The sequence below is a fragment of the Mycobacteroides sp. H001 genome (genome assembly GCF_001440005.1).
Classification (GTDB): domain Bacteria; phylum Actinomycetota; class Actinomycetes; order Mycobacteriales; family Mycobacteriaceae; genus Mycobacterium; species Mycobacterium gwanakae.
The window spans coordinates 137,993-154,101 of the sequence record NZ_LJYH01000042.1 but is presented as its reverse complement, the minus strand read 5'-3'; the positions used below and the strand labels follow the sequence as shown (position 1 = coordinate 154,101).

General features: G+C 64.6%; 12 protein-coding genes. 6 read left to right on the top strand and 6 right to left on the bottom strand.

Features of this window, described 5'->3' with window-relative positions; translation table 11 throughout:
- Positions 1 to 76 precede the first annotated feature (76 nt).
- From AOT83_RS20350 to AOT83_RS20325, 6 genes are all read left to right on the top strand, one after another.
- The gene (locus AOT83_RS20350) at positions 77 to 1,735 is read left to right on the top strand and encodes an FAD-binding protein (protein ID WP_081343708.1); all 1,659 of its coding nucleotides are present in this window, start codon (positions 77 to 79) and stop codon (positions 1,733 to 1,735) included.
- Positions 1,728 to 2,513 carry a 2-keto-4-pentenoate hydratase gene (locus AOT83_RS20345; RefSeq protein ID WP_030095730.1) on the top strand — a complete coding sequence of 262 codons (786 nt, stop codon included), beginning with the start codon at positions 1,728 to 1,730 and terminating at the stop codon, positions 2,511 to 2,513. Before AOT83_RS20350 ends, AOT83_RS20345 begins: the two co-directional genes overlap by 8 nt.
- Positions 2,514 to 2,532: 19 nt before the next feature.
- Positions 2,533 to 3,441 carry an acetaldehyde dehydrogenase (acetylating) gene (locus AOT83_RS20340; protein ID WP_057965250.1) on the top strand — a complete coding sequence of 303 codons (909 nt, stop codon included), beginning with the start codon at positions 2,533 to 2,535 and terminating at the stop codon, positions 3,439 to 3,441.
- A gap of 28 nt (positions 3,442 to 3,469) precedes the next feature.
- Complete coding sequence (dmpG, locus tag AOT83_RS20335; protein ID WP_044104937.1) at positions 3,470 to 4,522, top strand: 4-hydroxy-2-oxovalerate aldolase; 1,053 nt, start codon at positions 3,470 to 3,472, stop codon at positions 4,520 to 4,522.
- A 432-nt stretch (positions 4,523 to 4,954) separates the two neighbouring features.
- Entirely contained in the window at positions 4,955 to 7,876 is a 2,922-nt protein-coding gene (locus AOT83_RS27925; protein WP_057965249.1) for an AAA family ATPase, read from the top strand.
- A gap of 147 nt (positions 7,877 to 8,023) precedes the next feature.
- Entirely contained in the window at positions 8,024 to 9,937 is a 1,914-nt protein-coding gene (locus tag AOT83_RS20325; RefSeq protein WP_057965248.1) for a MinD/ParA family protein, read from the top strand.
- Here AOT83_RS20325 and mnhG read toward each other — a convergent pair.
- From mnhG to AOT83_RS20295, 6 genes are read right to left on the bottom strand one after another with little or no spacing between them, the layout of a single operon-like run.
- Positions 9,934 to 10,260: a monovalent cation/H(+) antiporter subunit G gene (mnhG, locus tag AOT83_RS20320; RefSeq protein WP_046252462.1), complete on the bottom strand. Its 327-nt coding sequence runs from the start codon at positions 10,258 to 10,260 to the stop codon at positions 9,934 to 9,936. The two genes, AOT83_RS20325 and mnhG, sit on opposite strands and share 4 nt — an antisense overlap.
- Positions 10,257 to 10,550, bottom strand: coding sequence for a monovalent cation/H+ antiporter complex subunit F (locus tag AOT83_RS20315; RefSeq protein WP_030095724.1), 294 nt, complete (start codon positions 10,548 to 10,550; stop codon positions 10,257 to 10,259). The genes mnhG and AOT83_RS20315 overlap by 4 nt, the downstream gene beginning before the upstream one ends.
- On the bottom strand, positions 10,547 to 11,122 hold the full coding sequence (locus AOT83_RS20310) for a Na+/H+ antiporter subunit E (protein WP_030095723.1): 576 nt from the start codon (positions 11,120 to 11,122) through the stop codon (positions 10,547 to 10,549). The genes AOT83_RS20315 and AOT83_RS20310 overlap by 4 nt, the downstream gene beginning before the upstream one ends.
- On the bottom strand, positions 11,119 to 12,711 hold the full coding sequence (locus AOT83_RS20305) for a Na+/H+ antiporter subunit D (RefSeq protein WP_030095722.1): 1,593 nt from the start codon (positions 12,709 to 12,711) through the stop codon (positions 11,119 to 11,121). The genes AOT83_RS20310 and AOT83_RS20305 overlap by 4 nt, the downstream gene beginning before the upstream one ends.
- A 5-nt stretch (positions 12,712 to 12,716) precedes the next feature.
- Positions 12,717 to 13,181, bottom strand: a complete 465-nt coding sequence (locus tag AOT83_RS20300) for a Na(+)/H(+) antiporter subunit C (RefSeq protein ID WP_057965247.1) — start codon at positions 13,179 to 13,181, stop codon at positions 12,717 to 12,719.
- On the bottom strand, positions 13,178 to 16,027 hold the full coding sequence (locus tag AOT83_RS20295) for a Na+/H+ antiporter subunit A (protein ID WP_057965283.1): 2,850 nt from the start codon (positions 16,025 to 16,027) through the stop codon (positions 13,178 to 13,180). Before AOT83_RS20295 ends, AOT83_RS20300 begins: the two co-directional genes overlap by 4 nt.
- Positions 16,028 to 16,109: the final 82 nt, after the last annotated feature.

Below are 16,109 nucleotides of genomic sequence, written 5' to 3'. Positions count from 1 at the left end.
AGGCGGCCCGGCGCTACCGGCGCTGGCCTGTGGTTTCACCGTCTCGACACTTTGATGTTGCGGTGAAAACAGAAACTTGTTGCTGTTTTGGCCAAATGACGGTGAGGGAGGCCTAGTGCCGGGTGATGTCGAGGTGCCCGCGGTGCCCGCGGTGCCTTCCTCGGATGTCGTCATCGTCGGGTACGGGGTCGCGGGGGCGGCCGCCGCACTGGCCGCCCTGGAGCGTGGCGCATCGGTGACGATCCTGGAACGGTTTGACGGCGGCGGGGCTTCGGCCATTTCAGGGGGCATCTATTACGCCGGAGGCGGCACCAATATTCAGCGTGACGCCGGTGTCGAGGACACCCCGGAGCTGATGATGGAGTACCTGCAGCTTGAAGTCGGAGACGCGGTGAAGCCCGAGACGCTGCAGAGATTCGTCGACGGTAGCGCGGACACTCTGGATTGGCTCCAAGGTTACGGAGTGCCGTTCGAAGGTTCGCTGGCTCCGTTTAAGACTTCGTACCCCACCAACGACTACTACCTCTACTTTTCCGGCAGCGAATCCTCCGGGATGGCGCGAGCCGTCACCCCGCCCCGCCAACGCGGACATCGGGCCTTTGGCCCGGGCGTGTCCGGTAAGGCGCTGTTCGCACCGTTGGCGGCCTCCGCGGAGCGTTTGGGCGCCGATGTCTGGCGGCAGACCCGGGCCACCGGCCTGATCGTGGAGGACGGTCGTGTCGTGGGGGTGCGGGGCGTGACGCTGAAGGATGCGCCCGGCTGGGTGCGGCGGGCGTACTCGTTGTTCACGCGGTACGCGACCAAGCCGGGCATCTACTACCCGCCGATGCGAAAGGTGCTGGAAGGACCGGCGTACGCGCTGGAGCGCCGGTTCGCTAAGCCCTTCGAGATCCGGGCGAATGACGGGGTGATCCTGTCTTCGGGTGGGTTCATCGCGAACCGCGAACTCATCGAGCGTCATGCCCCCGCCTATCGGGACGGGTTGCAGCTCGGCACCGCCGGTGACGACGGGACTGCCTTGACGCTCGCGGAGCCGTTGAACGCGGCCACCGGGCATCTCGACGAGATCTCGGCCTGGCGGTTCATCGTGCCGCCCGCGGCCTTCCTCGGCTCGCTATTGGTAGATGCCAAGGGGCAGAGGATGATTGACGAGTCCCGATATGGCGCCGCATTGGGTAAGGAGATCGTGCGCACGGCAGGAGGGGTGGGCTATCTGGTTGCCGACAAGGCGCTGGTGAAGCGGGCCCGTCGGCAGTTAGGGTCGCAGACCCTGTGGTTTCAGCGGATCCAGGCCGAAGCGTTCCTGAACGTGGGGCGCAGGAAGGCCGGGTCCATCGAGGAACTGGCCGCCAAGGCGGGCATCGATCCGGAAGGATTGGCGCGCACCGTGTCCGAACATAATCGGGCCATCGCCGATGGCACCCCTGACCCCCTCGGCAAGCCGGACGATATTCGGGTTCCCGTCGCCGAAGGGCCGTTCTATCTGTTCAACGTGTCCATCAAGACCAACATGCTCAATCCGTGTCCGATGCTGACCCTTGGCGGGCTGGTGGTGGACGAGGAGACTGGTGCCGTGCAGACCACATCGGGCGCGGCGATCCCCGGTCTCTATGCCGCCGGACGTGCGGCGGTGGGTATCTGCTCCAATTCGTATGTGAGCGGATTGTCCCTGGCCGACTGCGTCTTCTCCGGACGGCGGGCCGGGACTGAGACTGGGAGACACATAGATGCTTAGTTCCGAAGTTCGTGAGGCCATCGCCGCCGATTTGGCAGCGGCCGAGCGCACCCGGGTGGCCATCGCGCCGCCTACCGACACGTATCCGGATTTCGGTGTGGTCGACGCCTATGAGATCCAGCTGATGAACATTCGCTCCCGCCTAGCGGACGGAGCCAAGGTCGTCGGGCACAAGGTGGGCCTATCGTCCGAAGCGATGCAGAAGATGATGGGTGTCCACGAGCCGGACTATGGGCACCTGCTGGCCGATATGGAGCTGTTCGAGGACGTCGCGGCCTCCGCGTCCAAGTTCTTGTTCCCGCGGGTCGAAGTGGAGGTCGGATTCATCCTGGCCGCCGACCTGCCGGGTGAGGACTGCACCGAGGATGACGTGCTGGCGGCGACGGCCGCATACGTGCCGTCCATCGAGGTGGTGGACAGCCGGATCACCAACTGGCAGATCAAGATCTGCGACACCATCGCCGATAACGCATCCTCAGCCGGTTTTGTCATTGGTAAGCAACGTGTTTCGCCGAAGGACATCGACATCAAGTCGATCGACGCGGTGCTGACCTGCAACGGCGAGAAATTGGCTGAAGGCAGAAGCGACGCGGTGCTGGGTAACCCGGTGACATCGGTGGCGTGGCTGGCGCGCAAGGTGGCTTCGTTCGGGGTGCGCCTGCGCGCCGGTGACGTGGTGCTGCCGGGTTCGTGCACGCGGGCATTCGATGCGCATCCGGGGGACGAATTTTTGGCTGAGTTCGCCGGACTTGGTTCGGTCCGACTGGCTTTTGAATAGCCGAGGTAGAGGAGAACGTATGGGTAGCAAGGCATCTGTAGCGATCGTCGGTTCAGGAAACATCAGTACCGACCTGCTGTACAAATTGCAGCGGTCTGAGTGGCTGGAACCGCGGTGGATGATCGGCATCGACCCCGAGTCCGAGGGCCTCAAGCGCGCCCGCGGCTTCGGGCTGGAAACCTCGCACGAGGGCGTGGACTGGCTGCTGGCGCAGGATGAGAAGCCCGACTTGGTGTTCGAGGCGACATCCGCGTACGTGCACAAGGCCGCCGCGCCGCGCTACGAGGAAGCCGGTATCCGGGCGATCGACCTGACTCCGGCCGCGGTCGGGCCGGCCGTGGTACCGCCCGCGAATCTGCGTGCGCACCTCGATGCTCCCAACGTCAACATGATCACCTGCGGTGGCCAGGCGACAATCCCCATCGTGTACGCGGTCTCCCGCGTGGTGGAGGTGGCCTACGCGGAAATCGTTGCGTCGGTTGCGTCGGTCTCGGCGGGTCCGGGTACACGTGCCAACATCGACGAATTCACCAAGACCACATCCAAGGGTGTGGAAGTGATTGGCGGTGCCAAGCGCGGCAAGGCGATCATCATCCTCAACCCGGCTGACCCGCCGATGATCATGCGCGACACCATCTTCTGTGCCATCCCGGAGGATGCGGATCGCGATGCGATCGTCGCGTCGATTCACGACGTGGTGAGCCAGGTGCAGCAGTACGTACCCGGATACCGGCTACTCAACGAGCCTCAGTTCGATGAGCCGTCTGTGGTCAATGGAGGTAACCACGTCGTCACCACTTTCGTGGAGGTCGAGGGTGCGGGAGACTTCTTGCCGCCGTATGCCGGAAACCTGGACATCATGACCGCGGCCGCGACCAAGGTCGGCGAGGAAATCGCCAAAGAACTTCTATCAGCGAAGGTTTCGTAAAATGGTTTCGGACACCAGCACTCAGCTCTTGGGCACCGACGGCGTCTTCTTCGACGCCGCGTGGGATGTGCGGATCACCGATACGTCATTGCGCGACGGGTCGCACCACAAGCGTCACCAGTTCACCGCCGATGAGGTGCGCGCGATCGTGGCCGCCCTCGACGGTGCCGGTGTGCCGGTCATCGAGGTGACCCACGGTGACGGTCTTGGTGGATCGTCATTCAACTACGGGTTCTCCAAAACGCCTGAACAGGAATTGATCAAGCTCGCCGCGGAGACCGCGACGAACGCCAAGATCGCTTTCCTGATGCTGCCGGGCGTAGGTACCAAGGAAGACATCATCGAGGCGCAGGGCAACGGCGGTTCCATCTGTCGTATCGCCACTCACTGCACCGAGGCGGACGTGTCGCTACAGCATTTCGGGCTGGCGCGTGAGCGCGGGTTGGAAACCGTTGGCTTCCTGATGATGTCGCACACCATCTCGCCGGAGAAGCTGGCCAAGCAGGCCCGGATCATGGCAGACGCCGGATGTCAGTGTGTGTATGTAGTGGACTCCGCGGGCGCATTGGTGCTCGACGGTGTCGCCGACCGGGTGGCCGCAGTGGTGGCAGAGCTCGGCAACGATGCTCAAGTTGGTTTTCATGGGCACGAGAACCTCGGTCTCGGCGTGGCCAACTCCATCGAGGCGGTGCGTGCTGGTGCCAAGCAGATCGACGGCAGCACAAGGCGATTCGGTGCTGGTGCCGGTAATGCTCCGGTAGAGGCCCTGATCGGTGTCTTCGACAAGATCGGCGTGAAGACGGGCATCGACTTCTTCGATATCGCGGACGCCGCCGAAGAGGTGGTCGCACCTGCGATGCCGGCGGAGTGCCTGCTGGATCGCAATGCGCTGATCATGGGCTACAGCGGTGTGTACTCCAGCTTCCTCAAGCACGCCATCCGGCAGGGTGAGCGTTACGGGGTGCCCGCACACCAGCTGCTGCACCGGGCCGGTGAGCGAAAGCTCATTGGTGGGCAGGAGGACCAGCTCATCGATATCGCATTGGAGATTCAGCGCGAGAACGCCGAAAAGAAGTCGTAGTCGCGGCTCGCTATCTCCACTCTGCTGCGGTCGTGATCGCGCCGTCGTGCGCGCGGGGGCACGGGAGTGTCGATCAGGTGCTCGCGCACCCGGGCAGGGACGGTTGCCTGGGTTCTGGTCGAAGACCAGATGCGCCCGCTCGGGAGCGGGAGCTCAGCGTCCTTAGGCGCCCACAGGTGCTCGCGGTGGCTTAGCCAGTACGGCTTGGTTGATCCTCAGACTGAGCAGCAGGCACTACCCTGTGGCTACCGCCGGGACGGAGCCGACGAGGGATCGCACCGAACGCTGCGAGGACACCGTCATCTCGCTTAAGCTGCTGGTTGAGTGCGGGGGTTCATCTGGTTGGGTAACCGGTCTTGGTACCCGTGAGCTAGCTACTGAGTACGATCGAACTCGACGAGCATTTGGCGATTGAGGAAGGAGAGGGGGACGTTGCCCAAGCAAGATCGTGGCACGCCGGCCCATCCTCCATGGCTGCCCGCAGAAGACCAACAACATGGGTTTCTGCGTTCGTTGAGGCGCAAGAAGCGCTACGTGGACGATCCCGAGTCCAACGAAGGCTCGTTAGCTCACGAGGCTGGGCGCACCTACGCTTCCAACACTTCGGCTCATAAACCGACCGCCGAGTCGGTCCTGCTGCCAGTTGACACGCGCGCCGCCGCCCCTCGCGAAGACACGGCCAACGGGACCTCATCGGTGCCCGACATCTCTAAGTACTACACGCCACCGCGGGCGCCCGAGCCGCCCGCGCAGCGGCCGTTGACGGCCGAGTCGAACGAGATCGTCGCGAAGTCCGTACCGGGTGAGCTGCGGATCATTACGAGTCCTATCCCAGAGATAAGGCCGGAGCCGCAGCCAATATCGCAGGTCGAGCAACCGCAGGTGCCTGTGTCCGACGAGTCCCCGGCAATCCCGGCACCCGAGCCCGCCGCGCCCAGAGACGTCGCAGATTCACTGGAACCTACACCGGCGGCCGAACCGCCAGCGGAGTCGAGTTCACCCGCACCTACCGCTGATCAGCGCCGCGAGGAGTCCGCGGGCACGGACCCGTTCTCGCGTTTCAGCTTGCTCGAAGCGCAACTGCGTCAGATGAGTCTCGATGAAAGCATCACTGACGCTGAACTCGAGCGTCATCGGCGCCACGCGATGCCCGAATCCGAGGTCATCCCCGCTCCGGAGGCCTGCGGTGCACTCAGTTTCACGTCGCCAGAGGGGGGCGATGGGGACGAGGTCGTTGAGGACATAGCGGGCGCCGCGCAGGTGGCTCTAGACACGGAATCCGCAGGGGCGCCGCCCGAGCCTGCGCTCGGGTTCACGCTCCCTGAGGCGCTCGACCAGTCGTTTTCCGAGACGGAGGAGCCGGAACCCGCGGCCGCGGTACCGGACGCCGAGCCCGATGCACCCGTCGTCGAGGACCTGACCCCAGAGCCGCCGGTGGAGGATGAGCCCACGCCGGTATCCGAACACCCCGCAGAACCGGAAGCACCGAAGTCGGCAGATGCGCCCGAAGTCGATGACGTCGACTCGAGAGCGGCTGCACTGCTGCAGCGCATCGAAGCCAAACGTGTCGAGCTCAATGAGGAATTGGCTGCGCACGATGCGGCCGATTCGGATGTGTCGGTGTCCGAGCCTGAACCCGCGCCGTTTGTGCCGATGATTGCGCCGTGGGCTTCGGTGCCCGAAGTCGTCGGGACCGAGAGCACCGACCTCAGCACCAGTGCCGAAGAAGCCGCGGAAACGGAAACAGCGGAAACGGCGGCGCCCGACCTTGAGGGATTTGCGCCTCTGTTCGACGCGGACATCGTCATCGAGCTGCCTGCAGCGGTATTCGAGGAGACGTCCGGTGGCTCCGCAATTGAGGACGTCGTGGGGCCGGAGCCTGAACTCTCGGCTGACACCGCCGTTGAATCGACGGATGACGCGCCGGTGACGCCCGATAATTCTGCTGAAGATGCGGCAGTAGAAGGTGATTCGCATCTTCAGACGAACGAAGGCGATGCCCATTCGCCGTGTGAGGCCCCGTCGGCTACCCTGGGGGTCCCGGTGGCGGAACCGACAGCGCAACCTGCCTACTACGTGCCGCCGCCTGCTCCGCAACACGCCGTTCCGCCGCAGCCCGGACCCGAGTATCGGCCTGCGGCTCAGGCACCCCCTGGATGGAACCCGCGTCAGCCGTACCCGGGGCAGTGGCCGCAGGGCGCTCCACAGGCTCCGGAATTATTTGGTGGACAGCAGTTTTCGCCACAGCCACCCCCGCAGCCCACCAGTGTTCAGGGTCAGTGGCAATGGGTGCCGCAGCAGCAGCCGCAGGCGCCTCAACCCTCTGGACCGCAAGAGCTGCCTCCGGGTTACGTGCCACCGCCGCAGGGAGGGGCACCTCCCCCCAACTACCGTGGGCCGCAGTCTTACCGGATGCCGCCCTCGCTCGACGAGGCTGAAGTCATCAACCGTGGTCGTTACGCGCCGCGATCCGGCTGGCGCAAGGCGGTGCACAGGTCCACCGGAGGTAGGGTCAATCCGGGCGACTCGCGCAAGGACCGCGAACAGGACCAGCTGCTCGCCAGCATTCGGCAGCCGATTCTCGGGGATTACCGCATCGCGGTGCTCTCCATTAAGGGTGGTGTCGGAAAGACAACCACCACGCTGGGATTGGGTTCGGCATTCGCGACAATTCGTGCCGATCGGATTATCGCCGTGGACGCCAACCCCGACCGCGGCACTTTGGCCGAGCGGGTGCGCGACCATTCGACGCAGTCCACCGTTCGGGACCTTCTCAATGATCGAAACATCAGAAGTTACGCCGATGTGCGTAGCCACACCCGCATGGCGACAAGCCGTCTGGAAGTACTTGCCAGTGAGCAGGATCCGGCGGTATCGGAGGCATTCGGCGAGGTCGACTATCGCAATACGATCGACATCCTGGAGCGTTACTACAATGTCATCCTGACCGACTGTGGTACGGGAATCATGCATTCGGCAATGGCGGGCGTGCTTGCCCTCGCCCACACTATTGTGTTGGTGAGCTCATCCGCGATGGATTCCGCGCGCAGTGCCTCGGCCACGCTCGATTGGCTTATGCAGCATGGGCATTCGGCGCTGGTACGTGAGGCGCATGTCGTCTTGAGTGCCTCACGTCCTGGGTCTGCCGGGATCAAGCTGGACAAGGTCTATGAGCATTTCCAGGCGCGTTGCCGTTCCATTCACATGATCCCGTTCGATCCCCATCTCGCCGAGGGGGCTGACGTCGACTTCAACCTGCTCAATGCGGATACCAATGCCGCGTATCTGAAGCTGGCCGGCGCGATCTCCGAGAGTTTCCCGCGGATTCGGGTGCGCGGCGATGAGCAGCGATAAAGCGAAAGAGGCAGGACAGCAAGATGGTTGATGCTAGAGACGCCCAGCGGGTTCTTGACGCTGGTGTGCTCTCGCTTCCTATCCCAATCGACCGTCTGATAGCCGATCGCAACGTTGTACTTCGCAATGATGGCGAAGTGATCTGATATGGCTGACTCGCAAGACAACACTCCCAATTCGCCGCCGCCGAGCGGCCCGTGGCGCGAGCCCGTCGCTGACGGGCTGGGCGGCGGGGACACCAAGGGCAATCCGTTCCGCCGGTCCAAGAACCCGAACAACCAGGAATTCGTGCCGCCCAGCGCCGATTACTTTCCCCAACCGACGCTCAAGCCACCGTCTCCGCTGCCGAAGACTCCCAAACTCTCACGGCGCCAACGGAACCACCAGCGTCCGATGAATCCGATATGGGAACCGGATCCGCTGAGCGCGTACGGCATGCCGCAGTACCAGAACCCGGCGCCTCAAGCTCCGCCTCGGCAGGGGGCGCCGCAGCCTCCGCCACAGGGATACGGTGCGCCGGCCCAGCGGCCCCCGCAGAACTACTACGGGCCGCCGCCACAGAACTATCACGCACCCCCGGCGCCCTCCGCCCCACCGCCGGGGCCGCCGGCTCCGGCGGAACCCGTCACGCCCGCTGCGCCCCCTCCTAACCCGGAGTGGGCAAGTCAGCTGCCTGCTTGGCCCACCTCTGCGGTGATGCCGGAGTCTTCGGTCGGAGCGCCTCCTACCGAACAGTCTCAGGTCCGCAGTGAGGAAGAGGCGCCCAGGGACGAAGCACCTGACGTCGAGGTGCCCCCGCTCCCGCCCGTTGTGCCGGCACCCGCGCCACAGATCAGGCCCGATGATGCGTCCTCGATGATTCCGGAGGGCAAGACACCGTGGGGTGGGCAAGTACCCCAAACACCTTCCGCACCAACGCCACCCGCGCCATCGTGGGCACCGGCCCCACCCCTGCCTCCAGCCCCGGTGGCCCCTCCGGCGGCATATCCTCGAGCGGACTGGAACGTGTCGGCCGCGCCACAGCAGGCCCCCTTTGTTCCCGGTCAGACACCGTTCACGGCTGCCCGCCCCGAAGCGCCCGTGTACCGGCCGCCGCAGCCCCCGCAACCATCACGACCGCAGGGGCCCAGCCACGACCAGCTTGGTCTCATCAGGTCAGTCAAGCCGCTGCCGAGAAGCGGGTGGCGCAAGGCCGTTCACCGACTCTCGGGTGGCGCGATCAACCCCGGCGAGTCGTCGGACGAGTCGCATCGCAGCGAGTTGATCGACCGAATCAACCTGCCCGTCCGCGGTGACTACCGAATCGCCGTGTTGTCCTTGAAGGGCGGCGTGGGCAAGACCACCACCACGTTCTCGTTGGGTGCCACCTTCGCCTCGCTGCGCGGTGACCGTGTGATCGCCGTCGACGCGAACCCGGACTTCGGGACGCTTGCTCAACGCGGCCCGGATGAGACACGTTCCACCGCGCGAGACCTGTTGCGCGATCCTGATATTCACCGATACTCCGACGTACGCAGGCACACGTCGCAGAGCGCGAGCCGCCTAGAGGTGCTGGCCTCCGAACGCGATCCGGCGGCCTCCGAGCTGTTCTCCGAAGCCGACTATTTGGCCGTGATGCGGATCCTGCAGCGGTTCTACAACATCATCCTGACCGACTGCGGTACCGGACTCATGCACTCGGCGATGGCCGGTGTGCTCGGTGAGGCCAATGCCATTGTGTTGGTGACCTCGCCGGCCATCGACGGTGCGCGCAGCGCTCTTGCGACCCTGGATTGGCTTGATCACCACGGGTATTCGCACCTGGTGCGGCAATCTGTGGTGGCCATCAGCTCGTCGCGGCCGGGTGCTTCCTCGATCGACCTCGAACAGCTGAGCCGGCATTTCCTCACGCGGGCCAGGGCGGTGCACATCGTCCCGTTCGACAACCATCTGTCGGAGGGGTCGGAGATCTCGCTGGATCTGATGGGTAAGAAGACCCGGCTGGCGTTCATGGAACTGGCGGCCTCGGTGGCCGATGGCTTCTACGAGGGCGGAAACACCCGGCAGACCAGCTGGGGCTAGCGCTCCAGTTCGTCGGTCGTCATCAGGTCGTCGCGAACGCTGCGTTCGTGATAGGCCAGCCGTGCAACCCGATGCGCGACGACGGGGGCGGTGATGATGGTGAACAGCCCGGTGAGCACGATCATGCTGACGTCGGCGTGACCGCGCAGCCGCAGCGCGGCACCCGCCAGAACCAGCAGCAGTCCCAACACCTGAGGCTTGGAGGCGGCGTGCATGCGGGCCAACGTGTCAGGAAATCGCACCACGCCGATCGCGGCGGTCAGGGCCAGCGCGGAACCGAGTAACACCAGCGCACCCGAGATGCCGTCGAGAAGAGTGTTCATCGCGGTTGCCTCCTCTCGTCGCGTGGGTCGATCGCGGTGTCGGGTACGCGGAATCGTGTCACGCTCACCGAGCCGAGGAAACTGATGAGAGACAGCGCGACCATCCCGTACAGCACAGTGGAATCCAGGCTGTAGGCCGCCCATGCGGCCAGCGTGCACATGGTGACGGCCACCAGGGTGTCCACGGCGACAAGCCTGTCGAGTGTGTTGGGGCCGGCGAGCAGCCGGTATGTGGTGATGGTCGCCGCGGCGATGAGCAGCACGGCCGCGATGTGCCATACGACGTTCACAGTCCCTCCCTCATCTCGGACTCGGTGGTGTCATCGTCGGGATGCCAATCGGCGTCCCGTTCGAAGGCTGCGATGAAAAGTCTTTCCAGTTGCCGCAGTTGGGCGTAGAAAGTCGCCACAGCCTTGGGCGAGCCCACATCCAGCACGTGCACGTACGCCAGCCGGCGCTCCTGGTCTATTTCCAGGACCACCGATCCCGGGATGATGGTCAGGGTGTTGAGCAGAAGCGCCATCACCAAGTCGGACTTCACCGAAAGCTGGGCGCGCAGTACGGCACTCAACGGTGGCGCGCCCGGCCTGATCGCCAACCACGCCACCTGCAGACTGGACAGCACCATGTAGTACGCGACCGTGAAGGCGAGCCGGATCATCGAACCGACATGCAGGCGGCCCTCCACCGGCAGCCGGGGCATCGGTAGCAGCACCGTGATGACCAGTGCCACCAGCAGCCCGGTAACGGTGTTGGCGACGGAGAAGTTTCCCCACAGCATCGTCCATACCAGCATGAGCCACACCAAAATCCAGATGCGCAAGACAATTTCGCGAGGGCCGTACATCGTGAGGCTTTTCATCGAGGGCCACCCCCGAGGACCGCGCTGATGTATACCGCACGGTCACGGACCTCGGCGGCAGCACGATCACTCATGCCGATGATCGGACCGGCGAATATGGTCAGCGCCACCCCGACCGCGATCAAACCCAATGTGGGTGCCAACATGCCGGCCGGCATCCGGCCCACGTCGGCGCGGTCTACAAACGCGACTTCTTCTCCGTCATCGAGAAGCGCGGACGGTGTCGCCGCGGCGAGATCGCCCTCCGGTGCGTCGGCGCGCGGCCGCCAGAACGCCTTGGTCCACACCCGTGCCACCGCATACAGGGTCAGCAGGCTCGTGATGGTGCCCCCGGCCACCAAGGTCCAGGCCAGCACCGAGCCCTGTAGCGACCCTGCCTCCAGTAATGCAACCTTGCCGATGAACCCCGAGAACGGCGGTATGCCACCGAGGTTCAAGGCCGGCACCACGAACGCGAAGGCCAGTAGCGGACTGGCGGCCGCTAGACCACCCAGGCGATTCAGCGATGACGCCCCTGCCTGGCGCTCAATGAGTCCCACCACGAGGAACAACGTTGTCTGCACGATGATGTGGTGTGCCACATAGTAAATAGCGCCGGACATGCCGAGCTCGTTGGACAGCGCGATGCCGAAGATCATGTACCCGATATGGCTGACCAGGGTAAAGGACAGCAGTCGTTTGATGTCACTCTGCGCGATGGCGCCCAGGATGCCGACGATCATGGTCAGCAGCGCGGCCACCAGCAGTACCGTGTTCAGAACTCCACCCGGGAAGAGCAGCGAATGTGCGCGAATGATGGCGTACACACCCACTTTGGTGAGCAAGCCCGCGAAGACCGCGGTCACGGGTGCGGGCGCGGTGGGGTAGGAGTCGGGTAGCCACGTCGACAGCGGGAAGACCGCCGCCTTGATGGCGAAGGCCACCAACAACACCGCGAAGATCGCCATCCGGGTACCCGACGGTATACCGTCTGCGCGGATTGCGATTTCGGCCATATTCAATGTTCCGGTTGCCGCGTAGACGAACGCGATGCCCAGCAGGAAGACCACCGAGGACATCATCGAGACCATCACGTACGAGATACCCGCCCGCACCCGGTCACCGCTGGCACCGATGGTCAGGAGCACGAAGCTGGCGGCCAGCAGTACCTCGAAACCGACATACAGGTTGAACAGGTCGCCGGCCAGGAAGGCATTGCAGACACCTGCGGACAGCGCCAGGTATGTGGGCATGAAGATCGACACCGGCTGGCGCTCGTCACCGTCCCGAATACCCTGCGCCGCCGCGTACAGCACCACCGCGAGCAACACGATGGCCGAGACCACCAGCATCAATGCCGAAAGCCGGTCCACCACAAGGGTGATTCCGAGCGGCCCCAGTTTCTCCTCGGTAGGCCCCCAGCCTCCGACCGCCAGTGCGAAGGTGCCGTTGCGATCTGCCAGGTAGAGCAGTACCGCGCAGACTCCGAGCACCGTGGTCAATGCCGTGACGGTGATCAGCAGTTGCAGTCGTGGGCGACGGCCCGCGATCAGCGTTAACGCTGCCGCGGCGGTCGGCACGAGGACCGGGAGCGGGGTCAGAACAGCCATGGCGTTCATGACTTCTCACCCGCCGGAAGCGCGTCGAGTTCGGAAGGCGAGTCCTCGTCGCCGGATTCGGGCGCCTCGTGGTGCTCTTCCCTGCCGTCGGTGACGGGTTCAAGTGGTTCCTGGGCGACGCGCGCGTCCTCGGCGTCGTCATCGACGACGTCATCGGCTTCCAACGTGAACATGCGATAGATCAGGGCGAGAGTGAATGCGGCAACACCCATGGTGATGACGATCGCGGTGAGGATCATGCCCTGGGCCAACGGATCTGCCATAGAGGTCCGCCCCGCGGACTCGCGTCCGATGATCGGTGGATTACCGGACGGGCCGCCCACGGTGAGGATCAGCAGGTTCACCGCGTTGCCGACGAGAAGCAGACCCAACACCATGCGCGTCAGGTTGCGTTCGAGCATCAGGTACACGCCGCATGCGGTGAGCGCGCCGATGATGATGAGTAGTCCGAGATTGGTCATGACGCGCGCACCCCTGCCCGGGCCCGTGGAGACTCTTCGAGCTCCACATCCAAGCGTGCGCCCAGGCTGCGCAGCACATCGAGTACCAGACCGACGACCACCAGGTATACGCCCAGATCGAAGAACAGCGCCGTCACGATCTTGACGTGCCCAAATCCAAGCACATCGAATTGGATTGTGGCCGAAGACAGCACCGGGGCCCCCAGCAAGATCGAAGCCAATGCCGTCCCGCCGGAAAATGCCAGCCCGAGCCCGAGGATCTTGCCTGCGTCGAATGGCAGTGTCTCGCCCAGCTCATACCGCCCACCGGCGAGATAGCGCAGTACGAGAGCCAGACCGGCCGTGAGGCCACCGGCGAATCCACCGCCCGGAACGTTGTGTCCGGCGAAGAAGAAGTAGAACGACAACACCATGACCAGCGGGAAGATGAGCCGTGTCGCGACTTCCAGGACCAACGATCGGTGCTTGGGGTCGCGCAGTTCGCTCCCGCGCAACCAGACGCTGGAGGCCACCACCACATCCGGTTGACCCGCCGCGTCCCCGACCCGGGGAGCTCTCCCGAAACGCCGGTGCCGGAACATCAGCGAAGCCACGCCCGTCGCGGCAACCAGCAGTACCGAGATCTCGCCGAGGGTGTCCCAGGCACGGATATCCACCAGCAGCACGTTCACCGTGTTGGCGCCGTGCCCGCGCTGGTATGCCGCCTCAGGGAGCAGGTCGGCGATCGGGCGATCACGTCGCGCCGCCATCGCGTACACCCCTAGCGCCGTCACGGTGCATCCGACCGCAATCGCGAGCACGGCACGGGGCAGCCGGAATCTGTTGGCCTGCTCCGCATCCGACTCGGCGGGTAGGGCGCGCAACACCAACACGAAAATGACGAGGGTCAGGGTCTCGACGAGGAACTGCGTCAGCGCCAGATCTGGCGCCCCGTGTAGTGCGAAGATAACGCCTGTTCCGTAGCCAGTGATGCCGACGAGCAGCACCGCCGCCAGACGGTTGCGCATGACGGCGGCGCCGATGGCGGCGGCAAGCATCAGTAACCCGACCACCCCCTGCAGCGGCGAATCCCACAGTTTGAGGTGCGGCTCGTCGCGGGCTCCGAGTGCCAGCACAATGGTCGGCAGTGTCACCAGGGTCACCAGAATGGTGGCCTGGGTGAACGGGATCGAGCCTCGTTGCGTCAGTGCGGTCAGCCGCTGGGACAGCACATCGGCACCGCGCAGAACGGCGTCGTAGCCGCGGTCGGCATTACCCAGTGGGTTGACGGCGAGCCGGGCCTTGCGCAGGCGTCCCCGCGAGAAGAACGCGAAGATACCGACCGCGAACGCGATCGCGGTAAGCAGCAGCGGTACGCCGAAGCCCTCCCAGATCGCGATATGCGCGTCGACAGGATTGGCATAGCTGCCCAGCGCCCAGTTGAGCCAGTCGGGCAGTATCCCGGCCGCGATGCTTGCCACCGACAGCACGGCGGGTGCCACCAGGAAGGCAGGCGCCGGAGCGTGCATCCCCTGTACGCGGGCGCTTGGCTCGGGTAAACCCTTGCGTGCGAATGCTCCCCAGATGAATCGCATGCTGTACGTGATGGTGAACATGGATCCGACGACTATCCCCGCCAGCACCCAGGGGGCGGACGAACCGAGCACCTGACTGTGCAGCACCGTCGCGAAGGCCAGCTCCTTACCGACAAATCCGAGGGTCAGTGGCACCCCCGCCATGCTCGCAGCGGCCAGCCCGGCAATCACGAGTAGAGACGGTTCGCGTCTTCCGAGCCACGCCAACTTGCGGATATCGCGAGTCCCGACGGTGTGGTCGATGATTCCCACCACCATGAACAGTGCGGCCTTGAACAGGGCGTGCGCGCACAGCATGACCAGCCCGGCCAACAGGATGTCGGGATCACCGGTGCCCGTGAGCACCACCAGGAATCCGAGTTGGCTCACCGTGCCGAAGGCCAGGATCAGCTTGAGGTCGTACTCGCGCAGGGCGCGCCAGCCCGCCAGGATCATGGTGGCGATGCCCAACACCAGCACGACGGGCCGCCACGGTGTCGCCTCGGCGAACCCGGGCGACATACGGGCCACCAGATAGATACCGGCCTTCACCATGGCCGCGGCATGGAGATAGGCGCTGACAGGGGTTGGTGCGGCCATGGCGCCGGGAAGCCAAAAGTGCAGGGGGACAATGGCGGACTTGCTCAGGGCGCCGATCAGTATCAGCACCAGACCGACGCTGGCGGCCATACCCGATGGCGGGTCTGCGATGAGGTCGGAGAGCAGGAAGCTTCCGCCGACATGGCCGAGCACGATGATCCCGACCAGCATCGCCAGTCCACCAGCAGTGGTCACCAGCAGTGCCTGTACCGCCGCGCGGCGACTCGCGAGCCGTTCTGCGTAGTGACCCACCAAGAGGAAGGACAGCACGGTCGTCAGTTCCCAGAAGATGTACAGCAGCAGCAGGTTGTCGCTTATCACCAGACCGAACATGGCCCCGGAGAAGGCCACCAGCTCGGCAGCGAAACTCGGAAGCCGTGGCTCGGTGTGCCCGTCACGATGCCGGAAGTAGCTCGCGCAATAGAACAGCACCAGTGACCCGATGCCGAGCACCAGCACGCTCATGATCGCGGCCAGCGAGTCGAAGCGCAGACAGATGTCCATCGCCAGCTCGGGCACCCAGGGGATGTCGATACGGGTGTCCGCCCCGGCGGCAGGCCATCTTGCCAATACCCAGATCAGCGAACCCAAAGGGACCAGGGCAAGAGGGTAGAACGCCAGTCGACCAACGCGCGCCACAAGTAGCGGCGCCATCGCGGCGGCAAGTGCGTGGGCAAGCAGAATGGCAAGCAAAGGCACTCCCGTCTATCGGTTGTTGGGCGGGGTGTCGTGCTGCCTAGTTTACGGGGCGCTCGTCGATTGGCGCGACGCAACC

Bases quoted from the DNA above. Each gene is read 5' to 3' on its own strand.
- AOT83_RS20310 (WP_030095723.1), bottom strand. From the start codon at position 11,122: ATGAAAAGCCTCACGATGTACGGCCCTCGCGAAATTGTCTTGCGCATC.
- AOT83_RS20300 (WP_057965247.1), bottom strand. From the start codon at position 13,181: ATGACCAATCTCGGACTACTCATCATCATCGGCGCGCTCACCGCATGC.
- mnhG (WP_046252462.1), bottom strand. From the start codon at position 10,260: ATGAACACTCTTCTCGACGGCATCTCGGGTGCGCTGGTGTTACTCGGT.
- AOT83_RS20340 (WP_057965250.1), top strand. From the start codon at position 2,533: ATGGGTAGCAAGGCATCTGTAGCGATCGTCGGTTCAGGAAACATCAGT.
- AOT83_RS20345 (WP_030095730.1), top strand. From the start codon at position 1,728: ATGCTTAGTTCCGAAGTTCGTGAGGCCATCGCCGCCGATTTGGCAGCG.
- AOT83_RS20325 (WP_057965248.1), top strand. From the start codon at position 8,024: ATGGCTGACTCGCAAGACAACACTCCCAATTCGCCGCCGCCGAGCGGC.
- AOT83_RS20305 (WP_030095722.1), bottom strand. From the start codon at position 12,711: ATGGCTGTTCTGACCCCGCTCCCGGTCCTCGTGCCGACCGCCGCGGCA.